At 42.4% G+C, this 18738-nt stretch carries 13 protein-coding genes; 12 read left to right on the plus strand and 1 reads right to left on the minus strand.

Features of this window, described 5'->3' with window-relative positions; genetic code table 11:
• The first annotated feature begins 68 nt into the window (after positions 1-68).
• From trpC to ACS8FC_RS06780, 3 genes are all read left to right on the plus strand, one after another.
• Positions 69-935 (plus strand): indole-3-glycerol phosphate synthase TrpC, encoded by an 867-nt coding sequence (trpC, locus tag ACS8FC_RS06770; RefSeq protein ID WP_439296249.1) that lies wholly within the window; start codon positions 69-71, stop codon positions 933-935.
• Between the two features lie 69 nt (positions 936-1004).
• Positions 1005-1736: a Smr/MutS family protein gene (locus ACS8FC_RS06775; RefSeq protein ID WP_299220268.1), complete on the plus strand. Its 732-nt coding sequence runs from the start codon at positions 1005-1007 to the stop codon at positions 1734-1736.
• Between the two features lie 132 nt (positions 1737-1868).
• Positions 1869-2501: a DNA-3-methyladenine glycosylase family protein gene (locus tag ACS8FC_RS06780; protein ID WP_439296250.1), complete on the plus strand. Its 633-nt coding sequence runs from the start codon at positions 1869-1871 to the stop codon at positions 2499-2501.
• A 74-nt stretch (positions 2502-2575) separates the two neighbouring features.
• On the opposite strand, the gene ACS8FC_RS06785 is transcribed toward ACS8FC_RS06780, so the two are convergent.
• Positions 2576-4528: a mechanosensitive ion channel family protein gene (locus tag ACS8FC_RS06785; protein WP_439296251.1), complete on the minus strand. Its 1953-nt coding sequence runs from the start codon at positions 4526-4528 to the stop codon at positions 2576-2578.
• A gap of 412 nt (positions 4529-4940) precedes the next feature.
• Between ACS8FC_RS06785 and ACS8FC_RS06790 the strand changes: the two genes are divergently transcribed.
• The 9 genes from ACS8FC_RS06790 to ACS8FC_RS06830 all read left to right on the plus strand — a co-directional run bounded on the left by ACS8FC_RS06790 (position 4941) and on the right by ACS8FC_RS06830 (position 18673).
• On the plus strand, positions 4941-6890 hold the full coding sequence (locus ACS8FC_RS06790) for a TonB-dependent receptor (RefSeq protein ID WP_439296252.1): 1950 nt from the start codon (positions 4941-4943) through the stop codon (positions 6888-6890).
• A 339-nt stretch (positions 6891-7229) separates the two neighbouring features.
• Positions 7230-8654, plus strand: coding sequence for an adenosylhomocysteinase (ahcY, locus tag ACS8FC_RS06795; RefSeq protein WP_439261510.1), 1425 nt, complete (start codon positions 7230-7232; stop codon positions 8652-8654).
• A gap of 11 nt (positions 8655-8665) precedes the next feature.
• Complete coding sequence (locus ACS8FC_RS06800; protein WP_439296253.1) at positions 8666-9514, plus strand: methylenetetrahydrofolate reductase; 849 nt, start codon at positions 8666-8668, stop codon at positions 9512-9514.
• A 211-nt stretch (positions 9515-9725) separates the two neighbouring features.
• Positions 9726-10604, plus strand: coding sequence for a 16S rRNA (uracil(1498)-N(3))-methyltransferase (locus tag ACS8FC_RS06805; protein WP_439296254.1), 879 nt, complete (start codon positions 9726-9728; stop codon positions 10602-10604).
• 112 nt (positions 10605-10716) lie between these two features.
• On the plus strand, positions 10717-12426 hold the full coding sequence (locus ACS8FC_RS06810; RefSeq protein WP_439296255.1) for a putative bifunctional diguanylate cyclase/phosphodiesterase: 1710 nt from the start codon (positions 10717-10719) through the stop codon (positions 12424-12426).
• A gap of 359 nt (positions 12427-12785) precedes the next feature.
• The gene (locus tag ACS8FC_RS06815; RefSeq protein ID WP_439296256.1) at positions 12786-14579 is read left to right on the plus strand and encodes an acyl-CoA dehydrogenase C-terminal domain-containing protein; all 1794 of its coding nucleotides are present in this window, start codon (positions 12786-12788) and stop codon (positions 14577-14579) included.
• 216 nt (positions 14580-14795) lie between these two features.
• A complete protein-coding gene (locus ACS8FC_RS06820; protein ID WP_439296257.1) occupies positions 14796-15221 on the plus strand; it encodes a hypothetical protein in 426 nt (141 codons plus the stop codon).
• 56 nt (positions 15222-15277) lie between these two features.
• Positions 15278-16540 carry an extracellular catalytic domain type 1 short-chain-length polyhydroxyalkanoate depolymerase gene (locus ACS8FC_RS06825; protein WP_439261516.1) on the plus strand — a complete coding sequence of 421 codons (1263 nt, stop codon included), beginning with the start codon at positions 15278-15280 and terminating at the stop codon, positions 16538-16540.
• A gap of 348 nt (positions 16541-16888) precedes the next feature.
• Positions 16889-18673, plus strand: a complete 1785-nt coding sequence (locus ACS8FC_RS06830; protein WP_439261517.1) for an acyl-CoA dehydrogenase C-terminal domain-containing protein — start codon at positions 16889-16891, stop codon at positions 18671-18673.
• Positions 18674-18738 lie beyond the last annotated feature (65 nt).

Below are 18738 nucleotides of genomic sequence, written 5' to 3' on the forward strand. Positions count from 1 at the left end.
ACTCTTTATCTAAAATAGTCAATCAGCCACTGCTGCTTATTTACCTTTAACGATAACTGGATACGAGCATGACCCACTCAGACATACCTTCAGTATTACAGCGAATTGTCGCAACCAAAGTAGAAGAAGTAAAAACGGCTCGTGAGGAACTATCGCTTACAGAGCTGCAAGCACAAGTAGCGGCTGATACGCGTCCGCGTCGCGGCTTTGCTCAGGCATTGCGCGCGGCCAGCACTAGCGAGAGTGGTATCGGCATCATCGCTGAAATCAAAAAAGCCTCTCCTTCTAAAGGCATCATCAATCACAACTTTGCCCCGGCTTTATTTGCCCAGCAATATGAGCATGCAGGTGCCAGTTGTCTGTCTGTTCTCACCGATCGTGATTACTTTCAAGGCCATGATAGCTACCTTATCGCCGCTGCTAATGCTGCAAGCCTGCCGATACTACGTAAAGACTTTATGATCGATGTGTACCAAATTTATCAATCCTACTTGTTGGGTGCTGACTGCATACTACTCATTATGGCCTGCCTTGATGATGAGCAAGCATATGAGCTGCATGCGCTCAGTATTGAGCTTGGTATGGATGTATTGATTGAGGTACACACCAAAGTCGAGCTTGAGCGCGCGCTTAAGTTACCATGCTCATCGCACAACATCTACGGGATTAACAATCGAGATCTCAACACTTTCGATGTTGACCTGCAAACCACACTCGATCTAAAAAACATCTTAATCGACGCATTAGCAGCTGATATTGATAGCACGTATAAACCGCTTATCGTCACTGAAAGCGGCATTCATAGCAGCACTGATATTCGCTTGATGTTAGATAACAATATCCAGCACTTTTTAATCGGTGAGCAGTTTATGAAAACCTATCATCCTGGACAAGCGTTACAATCCTTACTTGCAGGCGTCGCTACAGACGAGTAAAGTAACTAAAAATGACCCTCATATAAATTATCTAATCATTTCTCCATCAACCAACGTACACTAACTTTTATGTCAAACTCTCTATTTTCAAAAGAAATGCAGGATCAACTCAAAGAGCTAAAAGGCCAATTGAGTAAAGGACGCGATACCAACTCGCCTGAAGGTGAAAACCAAAAACCGACAGAACCTGTGTCACTGCCAACGCAAAAGCAGGTCAAAAAGACGGTCAAACAATTAGACAGTGAACATATCGACGATGATAAAGTACTGTTTATGCAAGCGATGCACGGTGTAAATCAGCTTGAAGACAAAAACGTACGCTCTCCTGCTAGTACAGCAAAAGCACGCAAACCTGATGCCACTACTCTATCAAAGCGCGCTGCTGCTCAAGGTGGTGAAGCAAGCGATCTAGGCGCAGGCTTGTCAGATATGCAAGCGCTGCTCAATCCGGTCGCTAGCGAAGCCTATTTATCTTATAAACAGCCGACTCTACAGAACAAGATTTTTGATCAGCTTAAAAAAGGTAAGCTGCGCTGGTATGACGCCGTAGACATTCATGGTTGCACCATCGAAGAAGCACGCGAAGCGATGACTCAGCTACTTAGCCAAGCCAAGCAAAAAAATGAAACCATGGTAAAAATCGTCCATGGCAAAGGTTCTGAGGCCATTCTAAAAACTTGCGTAAATGGCTGGCTACGACAGCTACCAGAAGTATTGGCCTTTTGCTCTGCCCCGCCCAAAGATGGCGGCAATGGCGCAGTGCTAGTATTGCTCAAAAAGCCTAAAGTCGATGGTGAATAAACCTTAGGGTAAAGTAAAAAAAGACTGCCAATAAGCAGTCTTTTTTTATACAAATGAGTATTTCTTGTGTTGCATATCTGCTGAATTTTAGTACAGTAATTTCAGTACAGTAATAAATAAAGTAAATCAATTATGAATATACAAACCATTGAAAATTCTGAGGAGCTAAAAAACCACATTAGCGCTTTGATAGTTATCGAACCAAGGTTCGCGGCCGCCTATGAGCAAGTTGGCGTGCCAAACCTTAGGCACAATGCAGGTGGGTTTAAGCAATTAATGAGAGCGATGGTTGGGCAACAGTTGTCAGTCACTGCCGCAGCCAGTATTTGGCAACGATTGGTTGATGCCAATTTGACAACTCCGCAAAAGATTACTAAAGCAACAGACGAGGCGTTACGAGAGCAAGGTTTATCTAAACAAAAAACCCGCTATGTCCGATCCTTGGTGGCGCACGATATAGATTTTGCGGCACTAGAAACCATGCCAAATGAGGCAGTAATAAAAGCGTTGACAGCCGTTACAGGTATCGGACGCTGGACGGCTGAGATGTATTTATTGTTTTCTCTAAAACGCGCCGATGTCCTCGCTGTCGATGATTTGGCGATTAAAGTTGCCGCGATGACACTATTGGATTTGCCTGAGAGGCCCACACCAAAACAACTAAACATACTCACGCAAGACTGGTCACCGCACCGTAGTGCGGCCAGTCTATTGCTTTGGTCGTATTACGGGTTGCTACGTAATAAAACTGCTATCCCATTATAAAACTGATGACTTATCTTCATAGCATTAATGGTATCAAATGTTGATAGCATCATAAGCAGTAGCGTAAACTTTACTTAAGGCTGATTCCATATAGAAAGACTAAAGTTCTTTTTAGCATGTTTAAATTTACGCTTTGCTAAAGCATAATTCTTGCTTTTGTGAGCTTTTCTTGCCTCAGCCTTTCTAGCTTTTTCTTTTTTCTTATTAGCTGCCTTGTCCTTTTTATTACTATCGACATCTTTGTCTAAACTAATAGCATCATCTTGCTTGCTATCGGTATCCGTCATAGTATCGACATCATTATTAGTATTGTTTCCATTTTCTAATGGTTCAGCAGATTTATTTTGACTGTCGCTATTTTCACTATTATTTTTTCCACCATCGTTATTTTCAATATCATTTTCCATATGATGTTCAAGCTCAGCTTGATTGACAATCAGCTGCTGCGTTGGTAGCGCATGCTCGACTTTATACTTTGCTACCTGATTGAGCACATCAACGAACACAACGTTTTGTTTATCATAGAATTCCATTACGTTATTCGCATTGATATATGCTTGTAGCTGAATGACGTAACAGTCTTGACGCAGCTCGGCAATATTTACCTGATTCCATTCTTGGTTGGTTAAGTAATGCTCATTTAAAAACTCATCTAAGTCTTTGGTCATCTTAAAGACCACATCAATATCAGCTGTACGTTTGAGATATAATTTATGATAAAACTGGAACATATCACGAGAAGTAAAGTTCTCAATTTGCATAGATGAAAAATCGCCATTAGGAACGGTCACAATCGTACGTGATAGCGTACGTACGCGCGATGAGCGAATACCGATATCAATTACCGTACCTTCATAAGTGCCAAACTTACAATAGTCACCTATCCGCACTGGCGAGTCCGCTACGACGACCACACTACCCACTAAGTTTTCAATGGTCTTTTGTGCACCAAGTGCTAATGCTAAACCACCAACCCCCAATGCGGCAATACCAGTCGTCAAATCAAAACCCAAATTGCCAAAAATGACAATAACAGCAAAGATAAGCAGCAAGGCTTTGACGACTTTTCGCAATAGTCCTAAGATAGAGACACGTTCAGTATAGTTTTTCTTATAGCTTAGGTTGACCGCGCGGGTAAAGATTGCATCGATGACTCGTAGCAGCAACCATGTTATCGCAAGCCAAGAAGCAATTTCGGTAAAACGGTTAACGGGTTCCCGTAGCGTTACCGACACGCCAGCATAGACCATCACTTCTGATAAAATCAATGCCATGATAACGACAGCCAGTGGCAAGATAACTTTGTCTGGTACAGGTAACGGGGTATTGCGTACACGCGGGTAAACAATTTTTAGTAAATGATACAATAGCCAAACCATGATATAAGTCAGCACAAAGCTACTAACAACCATAGTAAGGGCTGCAACCAAATCAGCCAATTGATAGCCAAATAGCTTTTTACCTTCTAATGACTCGATTGTATAGCGAGACACCAAAGTAGGCTCTGTGTTTTCTAATACTTCTGGTACAGAGCTCAGCGTCTCAGTAGAAAACTGCCAGTACTGCTCACCTTGCTTGGACACCACTCTTTCAAGTAACAACGGCACACTTTTTTCGCCAATACTGATACTGCCCACATTTTCTTGGCTTGGTGGCAACTGATCGGTTAGGTTACCTTCAGGGGTATTACTGATTTGTAAGTCAGGCTGAAAGCGTCCACCAGCATCGAGCGCTTGCTTGAACTCGCGTACTGCCGTCGTTGGATTATCAGATTTGGTTAGATTAAGATAATTACTGGCCAATAGATAATCGTTTTCGCCCAGTGCACTGATGAACCCTTGTACTGTATGGCGTGGTGTGTCGCGTCCAAATGAGTCTGGCAATGTTTGACGTACGGTCTCTTCACTACCAGTACTTACACCAAGCGCACCAGGTTCAGCAGCCATGACGCTATGAGGCATTATCGCGCTCAATATCATCAAGGCCAAAAGTACAATCATTGCCAATGGCATTTTAATTGATGACATCAATAGGGGTAATATAGTGTTAAAACTCAGATCACGCTTAATGAACAAAACCAACCTCTTAACTTTAGTAGTAGCACAACTGGTGATAATGGATAATATCTGCCGCTATCATAACAATTATTCATAAAATTAGTGGCTTTGATTGCACGTTTTCATAGTAATTTATATTTTTAATTCTTATTTATACTATGTCATCCTCATCTATTAAAGAGTTATAAAAATATTGCCGAAGTATTTGCATGAACTTCTCGCAGTGTATGGTGAAAAACATTCAACTTACCATGAGGAAACATTAGGTTTAAATGGTTTATAAAGTAATCGTTTTTATAGATAATAAGCGTTGTATAAGCTGTCCACTACTTTTTGTAACACTTCTTTCTCAATCTTTGCTTTCGTAACCTTGGAAATCATTATGTTATTATCACGCTCTTCTTCATCTACTTATCTACGTTGTAGTATTTTAAGCGTATTGGGCTTACTTTCTATAAATACAGCAATGGCTGTCACACCTGTCAGCCCTGAACTAGATACTGTCACTGATAATAATGAGCTGCCACAAGTTGAGCTTGATAAAATCGTCGTCACCGCCACGCGTACGCCTACTAAAACCAGTAACGTTATTGCTCAGACTCGGGTGATTAATAGCGAAGAGTTGCAGCGTTATCGAGGTCAAACTGTCACTGATGTACTAAAAAATCAGCCTGGTATCAATATTACCCAAAGTGGCGGCATGGGTACAGCCAGTAATTTTTATATGCGTGGCTTTGATAGTAAGCAAGTATTGGTGATTATCGATGGTATACGATATGGCTCTATCTCCTTAGGCAGCCCTTCTCTGAACTTGTTATCCGCAGACCAAATTGATCGCATCGAAATTTTATACGGTGCCTCTGGTTCTAGTATTTACGGTTCTGACGCCATGGGCGGTGTTATTCAAATTTTCACCAAGGGCAATAATGTAGAACAATCCAATGTTTCTACGACTGTTGGTTATGGTAGTAACAATCATTACCAAGTCGGTATAACAGGTCAGCTTAAAAATGACACTTCCTCATTAAGCTTGGGTGTCAGTCGCAATGAAACAGATGGGTTTAACGCTATTGCCAACTCTGACTCCTATGATTTCAACGCAGACGATGATGGCTTTAAATCTACCAATGCCAGTTTGGCATTGCAGCATAAGCTATCAGACTCGCTAAGCGCGGGAATAAGTGCCTTGTATACCGACTCTACCACTGATATTGACTCAGCAGGAAACGCGTTTCCAAATGCCTCTTCAGATCAAAAAAACGGCAGTGCAAATGCTTATCTTCAATACAAAACGCCTTTGACGGTCAGTAAGCTTAGCTATGGTCAAAGTATTGACAAGTCCACTTCTCATGATGCCAACTCTATTAATTATCAAGAAGGCAGTCAGTACGATACCACGCAAGAGCAAGCACGCTTAGAGACCAGTATTAACGCGCGACCTGGTACTGTGATTGTTGGCGCAGAATGGTTGTCACAGAAACTAGACGCATCAGATGTTTTGGATTTTTCAGGCTTCCCTGATCCTGCCGTGCAAACCACTTACAACCCTGACGATAGAACGGTCAAAAGTGCTTTTGTTGGTTATCAATTGTCAGAGTATTATTATGACCTGCAAGCCAACTATCGCTTAGATGACAACTCACAGTATGGTAATGAGAGCACCTACAATTTAGGCGCAGCTATACGCCCGTTGGCTGGCATGCGAATTGGTGCCAACTATGCCACTGGATTTCGTGCACCAACGTTTAATGACTTATACTGGCCTGGTTTTAGCAACCCCAATCTAAAGCCCGAAAAAACGGAGAACACAGAGGTATTCGTTGAATACGCTAATGAAGCTCAAACGTCACGACTGACAGGCTATTATACCGATGCAGAAGACCTGATTTCTAATGCGACAAATATCAGTGAAGCGAAAATCAAAGGATTGAGCTTGACCTCAGACTGGAATATGAATGCCTTCATATTTGGTCTCGGTTATGACTACTTAGACGCAAAGGACAAAACGGCAAATAGCGCCAGCTATAATCAACAGCTTGCCTATCGTCCTAAAAACAGCGGTATGGTTTATGTGGGTTATCAGCAACCTACGTTCGATGTTCGCCTTGAAGCCAAACATACTGATAATAGAGTCACGGCCGAAAACAATAAGCTTGATAGTTACACGTTGCTTAATTTGAGCGGCGCTGTTTATATCAATCCTAATCTTCGCGCTAACTTGCGTGTGGATAATATTACTGACGAGGACTATACCCTTGCCAGCCAATTCGGTAATGAATATGCCACAGAAGGCACCAGCTATTTCGGCTCTTTAACTTATGATTGGTACTAAACTGCTGGCAAATTAAAAAGCATTTATTAAGAATAAGAGAGGCCATCCAATGATGGTCTTTTTTTGTGCTGATCAAAAAAACAAGATTACTCATACCTTTACTGTCTAATATTTATGTTATCCAATAGGTGACAATCACGGATTCATCAATTACAATAACGACCTCCGAGAGGTGTTGCGCCATAATTATCGATTACTGCATTTGAGCTAAATTGCTTTGCAAATCATTTGTTATGTTAGGCTCGGTTAACTGTTCATTACCATTTTTGGTTATGAACAGCGCAAATAACGGCACCTGCGTTTTTATTCTTTTTATCTATTAACTGATAGGAGCATATTATGGACGCAGTGTCTAACATACCATCTGCCCATACGATCAACCCCTCTTTCACCGACTATAAAGTTGCTGACATCAGCCTTGCTGATTATGGTCGCCGTGAAATCACGCTAGCCGAAGCCGAAATGCCTGCCCTTATGGGTCTGCGTCGTCGCTACCAAGATGAGCAACCGCTTAAAGGCGCCAAAATCGCTGGCTGTATCCACATGACGATTCAGACTGCCGTTCTTATCGAGACATTAGTCGCGCTAGGTGCTGAAGTACGCTGGACTTCATGTAACATCTTCTCAACTCAAGACCATGCTGCTGCAGCTATTGCTGCTGCGGGTGTGCCTGTATTTGCTTGGAAAGGCGAAACAGAAGAAGAGTACGAATGGTGCTTGCGTCAACAAATCCACGTTGGCGGCGAAGAATCAGGTCAGCTTTGGGATGCTAACTTAATCTTGGATGATGGCGGCGATTTAACCGCGTTAATTCATAACGATTATGCCCAGATGCTTGATAACATCCACGGTATCTCAGAAGAGACCACCACTGGCGTGCATCGCTTGGTTGAGATGCTGGGTAAAGGCACGCTAAAAGTACCTGCAATCAACGTCAACGATGCGGTTACCAAGTCTAAAAACGACAACAAATATGGCTGCCGTCATAGCTTAAATGACGCTATCAAACGTGCTACTGACATGTTCCTTGCTGGTCGCCGCGCATTAGTTATCGGTTATGGCGATGTGGGTAAAGGCTCAACCCAAAGCTTACGCCAAGAAGGCATGATCGTACGAGTATCAGAAGTCGATCCTATCTGTGCTATGCAAGCCTGTATGGATGGCTACGAAGTATTGTCTCCGTATATCAATGGTGACAACACTGGCGGCGCGGATAACATCAACACTCGCCTGTTAGAAGATACTGATCTGATTGTTACCACGACTGGTAACTATCATGTTTGCGATAAACATATGCTAGCGGCGCTAAAGCCTGGTGCCGTCGTCTGTAACATCGGTCACTTTGACACCGAAATCGATACTCAGTTTATGCGTGACAACTGGCGCTGGGTTGAGATCAAACCACAAGTGCATCAAATTTTCCGCTCAGATGATGAAAACGATTATCTGATTTTGCTTGCCGAAGGTCGCCTAGTCAACTTAGGTAATGCCACAGGTCACCCATCACGCGTGATGGACGGCTCATTTGCCAACCAAGTATTAGCCCAAATGTATCTGTTCGAAGAAAGATTTGCTGAGCTTCCTGTTGATGAGCGCTTCGATAATTTATATGTCAAAGTATTGCCGAAAAAGCTTGACGAAGAAGTCGCTGCTGCGATGGTTGCAGGCTTTAACGGTACATTGACTAAGCTGACTGAGAAACAGGCTGAGTACTTAGGTGTTCCAGCTGAAGGTCCGTTTAAGCCTGATGCTTATAAATACTAAGGAGCGCGATTGTGAGTAAGCCTGCTTTTTCTTTTGAGTTTTTCCCAGCCAAAACTGAGCTGGGACACGAAAAGCTACTTAGTACTTATGATGAGCTCAATAAACTGTCGCCGAGCTACTTTTCGGTGACTTATGGTGCAGGTGGCTCGACTCGTAGCCGTACCTTAAATATTGTCCAAGCATTGTGCGCGCGCGGTGAGACTGATATTGCACCGCATATGTCTTGTATCGGTGACGACAAGGCCGAGATTGCTGAGCTTCTAACGCATTATAAGAGTCTAGGTATCACGCGGCTGGTCGCCCTACGCGGTGATTTACCGTCAGGTCAGGTCGGTATGGGTGAGCTACCGTTTGCGCTAGATTTGGTTAAGTTTATTCGTGAGCACTCAGGCGAGCATTTTCACATCGAAGTGGCTGCGTATCCTGAGATGCATCCGCAAGCGCGAAGCTTCGAGTTCGATGTTGATAATTTGGTCAATAAGTACCAAGCTGGTGCAAATGCTTCTATTACGCAGTTTTTTTACAATGCTGATAGCTATTTATATCTGCGAGATACCTTAGAAAAACGTGGTATCGATACTGCTGTTCAGCCGCTGGTTGCAGGTATCATGCCGATTACCAACTCAAGTAACCTCGTTCGCTTTGCCGATAGTTGTGGCGCTGATATTCCACGTTATGTGCGTAAACGGTTGGCTGACTTTGGCGATGACCGCACCGCTATTCGCGAGTTTGGTTTTGAGGTGGTTTATCGTTTGTGCGGGCGTCTTATCAATGAGGGCGTGCCAGCCATGCATTTTTATAGCATGAATAAAGTTGAGCCAAACAAGCGCTTAGTAGAAGCCTTGGGCCTTGTCTCTTAGTTCTTATAACAGATTATTTATCATAACTGGCGTTCTTCGGAGTGCCAGTTTTTTTATGCTAAATATAAAACATTCAAACCGTTATAACTTTATAAAAAAATTACTTTTATATTAAGCTCTATTTACTATAGAGATACTTTTATCTAAACAATATTTTGCTAAAATATATAAGAAATGAAATATTGTCGTTTAAATATAGGATTCAGTCATTTTGAGACGTTTTTTTTATGCTACTAGCAGTGATATTGATGCCAACTACCCTAAATTAAGTACTTTCTCCATTGGTACAGATATTGCCTTAACAGAAAGCATCGTACATCATTGGGGCCGCGTACTGCGTGCAAATGTCGGAGATAAAGGTATTTTATTTGATGGCTTTGGCGGCGAGTATCATGTAAAGCTGCAAAACATCGGCAAAAAAAACGCTACGGTGACGTTGTTGGCTCATACAGACAAAGATCGCAATGCTCCTATCCATACCAAAATAGGCTTGGTCATGAGTCGTGGAGATCGGATGGATTATGCGATTCAAAAGGCTACTGAGCTGGGTGTGACTGGTATTCAATTGTTAAGCAGTCATCATGGTGAGGTGAATCTCAAACCAGCGCAAGTAGATAAAAAGCTACTACACTGGCAGCAAGTAGCTATTGCCGCAAGCGAACAGTGCGGACTAAATCGGCCACCCCTTATTTTTGCTCCGATTTCTATTGACGACTGGCTGCAAGGCTTGGACACCAACGATACAGACTTACAAGTGATTGTTAGCTCTATTGTCTCCACGCTTAGCCAAGACCCTTACTATCAGATATTGCGACAACCAGCTGATCTACGTATGCAGCTTAGCGTACCGGCGCCAGATCAACCTGTCATGCCTGAGTCGTTGCCAACAGTACTGACACAAGCTTCACCTTATATTGAACTGTTGATTGGCCCTGAGGGTGGTCTTAGCGAGAATGAACGCCAGCAAGCCGCCAATTTTGGATTTGCACCTTGGCAAATTGGGACCAGAGTCTTACGTACCGAAACCGCCCCTGTTGTCGCTCTAGCCACATTACATGCGCTTCATTATTTGCACCAACGAAAAACATGAGTCCTCATCAAAAATAATCTTTAGTAGACAATTGTCTATATTCTATATACCATCGCTATCTTATGACTTTAATATAATATTAATATCCTTGCTTGACTATTGAGTCTCAATTATGACTACCTTTGCGCCCCTTTCACCATCAGTTAAGCAGCAACTAATGTCGGAGCTGTGCGAGCGTCTCGAAGACGCTGTATTTATTTTAGACGCCAATTTACGCTACCTGTCCATCAATCCTGCTTATGAGATAATGATTGGTTTTGAAGAGCCATACATGATTGGACGACCTCTTGGTATCTACGCTGCTGAGTTCTTATCAAAAAAAGAGCAGTCTATCTTAAAAGATATCTCCAATCGACTAGATGGTGAGGGTTTTTATGAAAATAACTTTGCTCTACTAAACCGTTATGGACGCACACTCAATTGTCATATATCTTATCGCAGGATTTATGTAGACAAAACTGTCTATTATATTGGAATGGTACGCGATATCTCCTCTGTCGTCGAAGACCAACAACAAGTTGCGCATCTACTCAATCATAATCAGTTAACAGGACTACCCAATCGTAAAGTATTTTTGAGTCAGACCAATGATGTCTTAATGGATAGCTTCCAAGAAGTAGTGATTATTCGAGCAAATATTGATCGTTATCGTATTTTGGTCAATAACCTTGGACAAGACAATGTTGATGAGCTTATAAAAGAGTTTGTTGCTAGAGTAAACGCCCTTGAGCTCAACCAGCTACTATGTTTTTCACACTTAGGCGGTGATGATTTTGGGCTATTGTTCGAGTTTAGTGATGCTCATCTAGTACGCCACGAGCTTGATAGCTTGATGCATATGTGCGAGCGACCATTTGTATTAAAAAATACCAGTATTTATTTACAGATATCGGTTGGGGTCAGTTATTATCCTAAAGACGGTAACCAGTTAAGCAGTTTGCTAAATAAAGCTGAAAAAGCGTTACATTATGCCAAAGAGCATGGCGGAGATGATGTCTGCTGGTATAACGACGAGATAAACCACGAATCAATCGACAGTTTGCAGTTAGAGACTGAGCTACGTGAAGCCATATCGGCCAAGCAGTTCGTGCCCTATTATCAGCCTAAAGTCACTTTAGAATCGGGCGCTATCGCTGGTTTTGAAGCACTCGTACGTTGGCAGCATCCTACGCGTGGATTGCTACAACCAAAAGATTTTATTGAAGCTATTATTAAGCACAAACTGTCATTTGATTTATTTTGTCAGATGGCTGTTCAAATCGCTGAGCAGCTTCGTATTTGGGAGTCGATGAATTTTACGCAACATGTCTGCATCAATGCCGATGCTGCAGAATTTAGCCATATTGAATTTTTTGACTTTGTAACCAATCTATTCACGCACCATTCTATTCAACCTCATCAGTTACATATTGAAGTTACTGAGTCATCTTTAATGCTGCGGCATGCAAGTGTTAAGCAACAGCTTATTGCGCTAAAAGAGCTGGGAGTCTGTTTGTCATTAGATGATTTTGGTACGGGTTACGCCTCTCTTAGTTACTTACAAGAGTACCCCTTCGACTTTATTAAAATTGACAAGAGCTTTATCGATAAAATAGTGAATAATCGTACTCAGTCTGCCATTGTTAAAGCTATTTTAGACTTGGCTACTGCTTTGGATATGAGCGCCGTCGCCGAAGGAATCGAGACTGAGCAGCAACGTGATTTGTTATTACAAATGGGCTGCGAGTATGGACAAGGTTACTGGTTTGGCCGCCCTGTCTCAGCTGACATAGCAACTAAAATGTTGAGTCATGCGTCTCTTCCAGACGCACGTTTCAATTAATTTAATCTATCACTACTACTATAGTGATTGGCTTATATAGCTTTTCTGTGTACCGTATTTAGCACTATTTTTTGTCCTTCAACGCTGATTATATAAAGGATGCAAGTTGGGTTGATGACTTATCAGTATTATAACCAAACTTGTATAATTTCTAGTGAACGCCTATCTTTTGAGGTGAATTTACTAATACAGTCATAATTCTTTTAGCATTTTTCAACGTTATATTATATGACCGATATCGTAGCCCTAAGTCTTTTGTGTAGGCAAATCTGATATCAGTAACATACTAACAGTCAAAATAACCACAAACCAAGTCGTTTGTTTGCTGTCGGTCATACCAAAAAAAAGGACAGGAAGTTATGCAGTACAAAGCCCCATTACGTGATATTCAATTCGTCATGCATGAGCTACTTGATAGCGAAAGCCACTATAAACGCTTACCAAAATTTCAAGAAGCTGATCGCGAGTTAATGGACAGTCTATTTGAGATGGCTGCAAGCTTTGCTGAAAATGAGTTGTCACCACTGAATCAAAGCGGCGATGCTGAAGGCTGTCATTTTGATAATGGCAAGGTCACCACCCCTAAAGGCTTTAAAGAAGCTTATCAACAGTACTGCGAGCTTGGCTTTCCTGCGCTTTCTGCTGAAGAAGAGTTTGGTGGTCAAAATATGCCATTTTCATTATCTACGGTCATCAATGAGATGGTAGGTACGGCTAACTGGTCATTCTCTATGTATCCTGGCTTATCTCATGGCGCTATCCAAACCATCGAGCATCATGGTACTGATAGCCAAAAAGACACGTATTTAGAAAAGATGGTCACTGGCGAATGGTCAGGCACCATGTGTTTGACTGAAGCACATGCAGGTTCTGACTTGGGTATTATTCGTACCAAAGCGCAGCCGAATGACGACGGCAGTTATAGCATCACTGGTCAAAAGATTTTCATCTCAGCCGGCGAGCATGATTTGGCTGAAAACATCATTCATATCGTCTTAGCGCGTCTACCAGGTGCACCTGCTGGCACTAAAGGCATCTCACTGTTTATCGTGCCAAAGATGATAGTTAATGAAGACAATAGCTTAGGCGAAAACAACAACGTTGTTTGCGGCTCTATCGAACATAAAATGGGTATCAAAGCCTCTGCCACTTGTGTAATGAACTTTGATAGTGCCAAAGGCTACTTGATTGGTCCTGAAAACCGTGGCCTACAGTGCATGTTTACCTTTATGAACGTGGCACGTATTGGTACTGCTGTTCAAGGCTTAACTGCTGCAGAATATGCGTTCCAAGGTTCATTGACTTATGCCAAAGATCGTTTAGCAATGCGTTCATTATCAGGTGTAAAAGCACCAGACAAAGTCGCTGATCCTATCATTGTACATCCAGCTGTTCGCAACATGCTATTGACTGAAAAAGCCTTTGCTGAAGGTGGCCGTGCGCTAGTATATTATCTCTCTCATTTTGCCGATACGGTCGCAAAAGGTGAAGGCGATGACCTAAAATTTGCTGACCAAATGCTGTCACTGTTGACGCCGATTGCTAAAGCGTTCTTAACCGAAACGGGTCTAGAGGCCGCCAATCATGGCGTACAAGTCTATGGTGGTCATGGCTTTATCAGTGAATGGGGTATGGAGCAAAACGTCCGTGACACCCGTATCGCTTGCCTGTACGAAGGTACCACTGAGATTCAAGCGCTTGATTTACTTGGTCGTAAAGTCTTAGGCTCACAAGGTAAGTTGCTGGCAAACTTTGTCGATATTATTCAGAAGTTCTGTGAAGAAAATAAAGACAATGATGAGATGGGACAGTTCATCCGTCCACTTGCCAGGCATCTAAAAGAATGGGGTGACTTGACTTCACGTATTGGTATGCAAGCCACTGAAAACCCAGACGCCGTTGGCGGTGCTGCCGTTGATTACATGTATTTTAGTGGCTATGTTACCCTTGCCTACTTATGGGCACGTATGGCACTTATTGCTCAAACTGAAATTAAAAATGGCAACAGTGAACATGCCTTCTATGATGCCAAGGTGAAGACAGCACAATTCTATTTTGCTAAGTTGTTACCGCGTACTACGACGCACGTACAGCGCATCAGTACAGGTGTTGAGCCATACATGACTATGAACGTTGATCAATTTGCTTTTTAGAATCGAGCTGTAATAGATTATATTACGATTAAATACTACTACTTTTGATCGACTGAGGATTTAGACGCGGTACCACTATCGGCAACATACTTAGGTGTGTTGCCGATTTTTTTGGTATTGGCTTGTTAATTTTTATTAAAATATCTAATTTATACTCCCTATGGATTCCATTTGGAGTATAATACTGAAATTAAGAGAGTTCATTGTAAGGATCATATGATGGCAAGCAAAAATACAACGCCTATTCGTGCTCGCGCAGGCGAGACAGAAAAGGTCACAATTAATCTTGGCTACGTAGATCTTGGGCAAGTAGATTTGATGGTGCAGGAAGGCTTCTATTCTAATCGCACGGATTTTATTCGCACTGCGATACGTAATCAGCTAACCATACATGCTGATGTGGTACGGCAAACCGTGGCTCGTAAAACCTTAGAGTTAGGACTACGTCATTACACACGCGCCGATCTTGAAGCCGTTCAAGAGCGTAATGAAAAATTACATATTCAAGTATTGGGTCTGGCGACCATCGCCGCCGATGTAACTCCAGAACTGGTGGAAGCCACTATTGAAAGCATTACCGTATTAGGCGTCCTGCAGGCAAGCCCAGAGATAAAAGCAGTTTTGGCTAACAAAATGGTTTAAGCATCTGCTTTTACTATCTCCCCCAAATTTTATAGATATATCAAGGAAAATAGCCAATGAATTTTTCAAAATTTAATATGACACCGCCGCATCTCAAAGAAGCAATGGAACTTATGAAATCTGGTCAGCTAAAAGAAGCCACCATTGCCATTCAAAAGAACTTAAGTGGGGCAGCACCAGCCAGCCATACCGACAAAAACCCTATTAAAGATGTGACGCCTATCAAGGATGTGGCGCCTGATGTAACATCTGATGTGCCAATGTCACAAGATCGCACGTCCCCGACAGACAAGCCAACAGGCACTGATGAGCTATTTAGTAAGCTGCCTGATAAATTGCAAGATTTTACAGATAAAATGAAGCATTTTAAGCTGGACTTGCCATCAGTTATGGATATAAGTGCCTTACGTACTGGGGTCAGTACACATAGTGAGCCGTTCATTCCTGACAATGCACAGTTTCTCAAAGGCAACCTGAAGTCGTCTCAAGGCAGTCACGACTACCGGCTATATATTCCCTCAAACTATGCGCAAGCGGTGGAAGACGGCCTACGCTTACCTTTAATAGTCATGCTCCACGGCTGTACGCAATCACCAGAAGATTTTGCAGTAGGTACACGTATGAATGAATTGGCAGAAAAGCATCGTTGCCTGATCGTCTACCCTTCTCAGCCAGCTTCTGCTAACCCCAATCGCTGTTGGAACTGGTTTAAACCTTCTGATCAACAACAAGGTAAAGGCGAGCCTGCATGGCTTGCAGCCTTGACTACATCCATTATTGAGGATTACGCAGTGGACTCATCACGGGTGTATATTGCAGGGCTATCTGCAGGCGCTGCAATGGCTGTGATTATGGCAGAGAACTATCCTAAGATGTATGCTGCAGTTGGCGTTCATTCAGGGTTGGCTTATCGCAGTGCCACCGATTTGCCGTCTGCAATGATGACGATGCGACAAGGCGGTTCTGCTCCTTTAAAACCTGCAAGTAATAATAAATTCGTTCCAATGATTGTGTTTCATGGTGATCAGGATCATACGGTAAGTATTCGTAATGGCGAGCAGGTCTTTGAGCAAGCAAAGCAGCGCTTACAAGCGCAAGAAACTGGTTTAACCACTCACCAACATAAGCAATGTTCTGAGCAAAACTGTCGTAGTACTCAGTTAGAGATTCGTGACAGTAAAGGAGTTAGCCAGTTAGAATATTGGAAAATCCACGGTGCTGGGCATAGCTGGGCGGGCGGCAATAGCGCCGGGTCTTACACTGACCCTAAAGGACCAGATGCATCAAAAGAGATGCTGCGGTTTTTCTTTAATCAATAATTATAATTGGTTTAATATACAAACATTGCACCAGACTGGTATGAACTTTTTGTAGCCTTTGTCAGTGTAGACACAGCAGGAAAGAAAATTAATACCAGTCGAGAAGCTTCACATAACGTAGCAACTTCTTAGTTGAGCACTACAATAGCAGTAGTCAACTTTTGGTGTACGCACTATTCACTAAGAGATACACAAGCTTAGCCACTAATTTGCTAAACTTTACTGACTATCTCAGACTCTAACTTAATAAAAACCATTGCATTATTTGCCATGACGGTTAAAGAACATCATGATAAATATAAGCAAATATGTATATAACTTTATTAATCTTAAACCAAAGGAATGTTTATGGCTGTTTATAATGCCCCTCTAACTGACATGCGTTTTATATTAACCGATGTCTTTAAGGCGCCTGAGTTTTGGCAAAACAATGACAACTTATCTCATGTCGACATGGAAACAGTCGATATGATTTTAGAAGAAATGGCCAAATTAAGTAAAAACGTTCTGTTGCCTATCAATCGTACTGGCGACGAAGAAGGCGCGACTTATCATGGTGATGGCGTCGTCACTACCCCTAAAGGCTTTAAAGAAGCTTATCAGCAATATGCTGAGTCAGGTTGGGTCGGACTTGGCGGTAATCCTGAGTACGGTGGCCAAGGTTTTCCAAAAATGGTTACTATGCTTACCGAAGAGATGCTTTTTACCACCAACCAGTCATTTACGCTCTACCCCAACCTAACAGTTGGTGCAACCTTGTGTCTTAACGCGGCGGGCTCAGAAGAGCAAAAGCAGACATATTTAGAAAAAATGTATTCAGGTGAATGGTCAGGTACTATGTGTTTAACCGAACCGCATGCAGGTACTGATTTAGGTATTATCAAAACCAAAGCCATACCAAATGACGACGGTAGCTATAATATCTCTGGTACCAAAATCTTTATCACTGGCGGTGAACACGACTTAACTGAGAATATCGTTCATCTAGTATTGGCTAAAACCCCAAATGCGCCAGAAGGCTCAAAAGGTATCTCTTTATTCGTTGTACCAAAATTTTTAGTCAATGATGATGGCAGCTTAGGCGAACGTAATACCTTATCAGCTGGCTCAATCGAGCATAAAATGGGTATCAAAGCTTCAGCCACTTGTGTCATGAACTTTGACGATGCCAAGGGCTGGATGGTTGGTGCTGAGAATACTGGTTTATCGTCAATGTTCATTATGATGAACTATGAGCGCGTAACGATGGGTCTGCAAGGACTTGGCGGTACTGAGCTTGCTTATCAAAATGCAGCGCTTTATGCGTTTGAACGCGCTCAAGGTCGTAGTGATACTCAACTACAAAGTCCAGAAAAACCAGCCGATGCTATCGTTCATCATGCCGATGTGCGCCGTATGCTATTGAATGCTAAAGCCAATAGTGAGGCATCACGCTGTTTTGCGATGTATGTTGCAAAACAACTCGATACTGAAAAATTCAGCACAGATCCTGAAGCAGCTCAAGCCGCTGCTGCACGTGTGGCCTTACTAACGCCGATCGCAAAAGCCTTCTTAACTGATAAAGCATTAGAAGCTACTATCGATTGCCAGCAAGTCTTTGGTGGTCATGGTTATGTCCGCGAATGGGGCATGGAGCAAATCGTACGTGATACGCGTATCGCCCAGATTTATGAGGGTGCAAACGGTATTCAAGCACTTGATCTGTTAGGCCGTAAAGTCGCTCGTAATGATGGTAAATATATTGCTCATTTTTTAGGCGAAATCCGTGATTATGTTAGTACGATGCAAGTTGATCATGGCATCAAGCAAGCGACATTAGATGCTGCTGATACCGTTGAAGAGCTGACTAAAACAGTATTAACCAATATTGGCTCTCGTAAAAATGAGATTAATGGCTGCGCGGTTGATTACATGCATGCGGTCGGCTACCTATGCTACTCATACATGTTTGCCTTGATGGTTGAAGCGTCTAACGGTAAAGATGGCGAGTTTTATACCAATAAAGCCAAGCTTGCTGATTACTTTGTTGGTCGCGTTTTACCGCGCATCGATGCCCATGCACAGATGGTCAAAGCTGGTAGTGATCCGATGATGAACTTTGATTTAGACTATTTTAACGTACCTGCCAGCTAAACAAAGTTTATAGAATTGATAGTTATTTAATTATCGATATATTCATTAATGAGAAAGGACAGTAT

It is taken from the genome of Psychrobacter sp. 1Y4, assembly GCF_051847555.1.

What these genes read in the sequence shown, in the direction of transcription:
- trpC (WP_439296249.1), top strand. Translation starts at nt 69, where the DNA reads ATGACCCACTCAGACATACCTTCAGTATTACAGCGAATTGTCGCAACC.
- ACS8FC_RS06775 (WP_299220268.1), top strand. Translation starts at nt 1,005, where the DNA reads ATGTCAAACTCTCTATTTTCAAAAGAAATGCAGGATCAACTCAAAGAG.
- ACS8FC_RS06780 (WP_439296250.1), top strand. Translation starts at nt 1,869, where the DNA reads ATGAATATACAAACCATTGAAAATTCTGAGGAGCTAAAAAACCACATT.
- ACS8FC_RS06785 (WP_439296251.1), bottom strand. Translation starts at nt 4,528, where the DNA reads ATGTCATCAATTAAAATGCCATTGGCAATGATTGTACTTTTGGCCTTG.
- ACS8FC_RS06790 (WP_439296252.1), top strand. Translation starts at nt 4,941, where the DNA reads ATGTTATTATCACGCTCTTCTTCATCTACTTATCTACGTTGTAGTATT.
- ahcY (WP_439261510.1), top strand. Translation starts at nt 7,230, where the DNA reads ATGGACGCAGTGTCTAACATACCATCTGCCCATACGATCAACCCCTCT.
- ACS8FC_RS06810 (WP_439296255.1), top strand. Translation starts at nt 10,717, where the DNA reads ATGACTACCTTTGCGCCCCTTTCACCATCAGTTAAGCAGCAACTAATG.
- ACS8FC_RS06815 (WP_439296256.1), top strand. Translation starts at nt 12,786, where the DNA reads ATGCAGTACAAAGCCCCATTACGTGATATTCAATTCGTCATGCATGAG.
- ACS8FC_RS06820 (WP_439296257.1), top strand. Translation starts at nt 14,796, where the DNA reads ATGATGGCAAGCAAAAATACAACGCCTATTCGTGCTCGCGCAGGCGAG.
- ACS8FC_RS06825 (WP_439261516.1), top strand. Translation starts at nt 15,278, where the DNA reads ATGAATTTTTCAAAATTTAATATGACACCGCCGCATCTCAAAGAAGCA.
- ACS8FC_RS06830 (WP_439261517.1), top strand. Translation starts at nt 16,889, where the DNA reads ATGGCTGTTTATAATGCCCCTCTAACTGACATGCGTTTTATATTAACC.